This window comes from Cryobacterium adonitolivorans, from assembly GCF_004402695.1.
Lineage (GTDB): Bacteria > Actinomycetota > Actinomycetes > Actinomycetales > Microbacteriaceae > Cryobacterium > Cryobacterium adonitolivorans.
Genome location: NZ_SOFL01000041.1, coordinates 1 through 2,931, shown reverse-complemented (window position 1 = coordinate 2,931; position 2,931 = coordinate 1). Strand labels below are relative to the sequence as shown.

The following is a 2,931-nucleotide window of genomic DNA, read 5'->3' as shown; positions in this document are numbered from 1 at the left end:
GCAACCCGGATGGACAGCGGACGTTGGGGCGCGATGAGCGTTGACGTCGGCCAGCGGGCTCGCGGGGCGTCTGGCGTCATCTCACGTAAGAGACCAGGCCGATCATTCCGCGAGCAGCGTGGTATGCGTTGTGGCAGTGGGCGAGCCATTGGCCGGGATTGTCGGCGTCGAATTCGACGGTGACAGTTTTCCCGGGCCGGATGATGACGGTGTCTTTGCGCGCTTTGTTGCCCGCGACCTGGAAGGTGTGCCCGTGTAGGTGCATCGGGTGCCACATCATCGTGTCGTTGGTCATCGTGATCTGCACTCGCTCGTTGAGGCTGGTATCGAAGGCACCGGCGTAGGGGTCGTCCATGTTGAAGGTTCGCCCGTTGATGCTCCAGTCGTAGGAGTGCATACCCCCGGTCAGTCGCATCTCGTGTCGCCGGGTCGGCGTGCGGGACGGCAGGCGCACGGATTCATCGGCTCGCAACTGACCGCCGTCGGTGACGTCACCCGTCAGAGTGGATGGCATTTGATCCGGCGGGGGTGGGGTACCAGATCCTGTGCGGATGAGCCCATAGGCGCTTCCGTCTTTGCCTTCGGGGAAAGCCAGAACTGGAGTGTAGCCGTCGACGACGGTGATGAGCGCGTCGATGCGTTCGCCCATTCCGAGGACCACGGCGTCCACGTCCTGGTGTTGGACGGGAAAGCCGTCGGTGTGGGTGAGGGTGATCTTCTGCCCGGGGATGCCCACCCTGTAGGCGGTGTCCCCCGCCGCATTGATGATGCGCAGGCGAATCCGATTGCCGGGTCGACTGTCGAACACTTCGGCCGTTTGCGGTGCTTGGCCGTTGAACAGATGGGCAGGGAATGGCACGTCGCCGGCGTCACCGCCCAAGTATGGGCTGGTAAAGCGTGACCCCATTCCCCTCATCCCCGAATCCATCCCGCTCATGCCCGAGCCCTCGGCCAAGCTGTTGAGAGCGTCGTCGGGGGTGCCGGGGAGTCCGTCGAGCCAGTCGTCGAGGAGGATGACCCATTCCTGGTCGTAAGCCATCGGTTCATTGGGGTCGTCGATGATGAGCGCACCCGACAGGGCACGTTCTCGCTGCATGTCCACGTGAGAGTGGTACCAGTAGGTGCCGGGTTGGTTGAGCAGGAACTGGTATCCGTAGTCGCTGCCTGGAGCAATGGCCTTTTGGGTGACGCCTGGGACACCATCGGCGTCGTTTCGCAGGGCCAGGCCGTGCCAGTGGATGCTCGTGGGCTCGGCCAGAGTGTTCGTCACCGGCACGTTCAGGAGGTCGCCCGTTTTTGCGCGGATGAGAGGCCCGTTGAGTGTCCCGTTGTATCCCCACGTGGTCAGAGCGGTGCCGGCGACTAGGGCATCGAAGGCGCCGATGGTGAGGTTTTGGGTGACGGTGGCGCCGTTGGCCGCACGCCGCGCCTCGTATTGGGCGACCAAAGGATCGGTCGACAGTATCCGGTCGACCCCAGCTCGAGCGCCGGGGCCCGTCGTGCAGGAGGCAAGGGCAACTGTCGCCGTCGCAGCCAGCGTCGCGCCGAGAAAAGTACGGCGGGTGAAGTGAGTGACCATTTCTTTGCTTCCGTTAGTTCTTTCTCGCGGGCATCGCTGTGGCGGGCCACTCCAGCTTGGAGAGGTGGCGGCGCAGTTTCTTTTCGGACAGGCGGCCGTAACTGAACAGCTCACCGTCGATCAAGATGCCCGGGGCGAAAACAATACCGACCCGGTTCGCAAGGCCTTTGCCTTCAGTTGACGCCAACGGGATCTCTCTGACGTCGATGGGGTACTCGTCCGCGAGCTGCGCCAGGGTGTTTTTCGCGTTCACGCAGGATGGGCATGATTCCTGGGTCAGGACGGTGATCATCATGATCCGCTCACCCCGGCAGCCTTCATGTCGGCGAGCAGGTCGGTCATGGACACATACATTGTGTAATCCGGGGCGCCGCCGTAGTCCGCGCGCCACTGGATCGTGCCGTCAGGCCCGACGAGGATGAAGCTGTGTCCGGCGCGGGAGTCGCCCATCATGCCGTAGTCATTCGCACCGTACTCCGTGATGACGTCCATCTTCGTGTCCGCCAGGGCGATGGAGGCGAGTTCGTCGTCGTCCATTTTTTGCGCGATCAGGTCTACCGGTCCGCTGGTGATCGTGAGCACATCGTCGACTCCGGCGGCGGTGAGCTGGTCAGATGCGGCGTCCAGGTCACGCATCTGGTCCCAGCAGGGCTGGCAACCCAGTCCCTCATGGAAGTACAAGAGCACCGATTTGCCCGAGTAGTCACTCAGATCCACGGTGTCTCCCGTGGTGGACTCCATGGCGAATCCCGGGGCCATCTCTCCCACCCCCGGAGATCCCACCGCGTAGTCGGCCGCATCGGCGCTCCTGCCCATAGGAGCGGACTGAGCCGTCTGGGCGGGTGCGGAGGGCTGCTGGGCGAGAACGAGGAAAAAGGCGCCGAAAATGGCCACGACCACGCCGGCACCGATCAGCACGGCAAGGCGGTTGGTGTTCTTCCTCAGCGGCCGCATCCTAGCGGCGGGCTTCTTGTTGCGTGATGCCATTACTTGGATTCCTTTGCATTGTCGTGACAGGCCGGAGTGGTCGAACCGGCCGCGACCTGCTCCGCCGTATCTGGCTCTGTCGCGGAAACGATCTGACCGGCCTGTGTGCGTCGGGCGCGCAGCGCCTTCCACACCAGAGTCGCGAGGCCGGCGAAGACCACGAGCGCCGAGAGCCAGCCGGGGATGAACCCGACGGACTGCTGAATAACCACAGCTGCGTGGTTCAGCCAGGCGGTAACTCGCACCTGCCAACCGTCGGGCGCCATGCCGATGCCTCGAACCGCGATGATCATGGTCACTATGCCCATCCCGAGCATCAAGCCGCCGGACAACAGGCTCGACAGCGGCAGCCGTCGCCCGCCGGG

The 2,931-nt window shown here is 63.8% G+C and carries 4 protein-coding genes; all 4 read right to left on the bottom strand.

The genetic code is table 11. The annotated features are described in order from the left end of the window. Positions 1-76: 76 nt before the first annotated feature. Entirely contained in the window at positions 77-1,579 is a 1,503-nt protein-coding gene (locus E3O42_RS12685; RefSeq protein ID WP_134454291.1) for a multicopper oxidase family protein, read from the bottom strand. A gap of 13 nt (positions 1,580-1,592) precedes the next feature. Further along, positions 1,593-1,874, bottom strand: a complete 282-nt coding sequence (locus tag E3O42_RS12680; RefSeq protein WP_134454290.1) for a glutaredoxin family protein — start codon at positions 1,872-1,874, stop codon at positions 1,593-1,595. After that, positions 1,871-2,566 carry a peroxiredoxin family protein gene (locus E3O42_RS12675; RefSeq protein WP_134454289.1) on the bottom strand — a complete coding sequence of 232 codons (696 nt, stop codon included), beginning with the start codon at positions 2,564-2,566 and terminating at the stop codon, positions 1,871-1,873. Before E3O42_RS12675 ends, E3O42_RS12680 begins: the two co-directional genes overlap by 4 nt. Further along, positions 2,566-2,931 (bottom strand): hypothetical protein (locus E3O42_RS12670; protein ID WP_198414136.1); only part of this gene is annotated, 366 nt, incomplete at its 5' end. The genes E3O42_RS12675 and E3O42_RS12670, both read right to left, overlap by 1 nt.

What these genes read in the sequence shown, in the direction of transcription:
- E3O42_RS12680 (WP_134454290.1), bottom strand. Translation starts at nt 1,874, where the DNA reads ATGATGATCACCGTCCTGACCCAGGAATCATGCCCATCCTGCGTGAAC.
- E3O42_RS12675 (WP_134454289.1), bottom strand. Translation starts at nt 2,566, where the DNA reads ATGGCATCACGCAACAAGAAGCCCGCCGCTAGGATGCGGCCGCTGAGG.
- E3O42_RS12685 (WP_134454291.1), bottom strand. Translation starts at nt 1,579, where the DNA reads ATGGTCACTCACTTCACCCGCCGTACTTTTCTCGGCGCGACGCTGGCT.